This is a genomic window from Pseudomonas sp. Sample_9 (assembly GCF_004307535.1).
Taxonomy (GTDB): Bacteria; Pseudomonadota; Gammaproteobacteria; order Pseudomonadales; family Pseudomonadaceae; genus Aquipseudomonas; species Aquipseudomonas mercuritolerans.
The window spans coordinates 1-669 of sequence record NZ_RAZO01000085.1 but is presented as its reverse complement, the minus strand read 5'-3'; the positions used below and the strand labels follow the sequence as shown (position 1 = coordinate 669).

At 61.1% G+C, this 669-nt stretch carries 1 pseudogene; it reads right to left on the bottom strand.

Annotated features, from left to right (window positions below):
- Positions 1 to 669, bottom strand: a pseudogene (locus tag D6877_RS04820) (exodeoxyribonuclease V subunit beta); the annotation flags it as partial.

The following is a 669-nucleotide window of genomic DNA, read 5'->3' as shown; positions in this document are numbered from 1 at the left end:
CCATCTCGACGCGGTATTGCTTCAGTTGCTCAAGAACCACCGGCGGTTGCCCGCCCGCGATCGGCAACGGCGACTTGAGCAAATGCTGCAGCCAGTCAGTCAGCGTGGTAATCCAGCCTTGCCAGCCGCGCAGGTTGCAACGCCGGGCAATCGCATCTTCCAGCGCTGCGCGGGTAACCGAAAAACCTTCAGCACCCGCCCATTCGAGCAAGCCATGCAAAAACGTGCCGGGATTCGGTCCGCGAGGAAAACGGTGGATATCGGCGCCACCGCTGATGATTTCGCGGGGTGCGTCGGGATCGAGGCGCTCGTCGTCGAAGAGCTTTTGCGCCTGCGGACTGTCCGGTGCTTCATCGCTGCCAACGCTCAATACGTCGCTGATGCGCAAAGCGCTATAGGAAGCGATCCACCAGTTTTCACTGGCTTTGCGCTTGGGCCGTAGCGTCGCTCGCAGCACTGCTTCATTGCGCGGCGGCTGGTAATGCTCATCAGTGGGCTGAGGCATTTCACCGATGCCAATCGCCGCGCAGTCCTGCTGCAGATCCCGCAGCCAGCGATTCAATTCGCTGGACTCGCCCAAAGCGGCACCGCCCCCCAGCAAATAACCCAACGCCGACAGGTGCAACACCGAGCTGTTGTTATTGCCGCGCTTGAGATCGGTGACGCCCA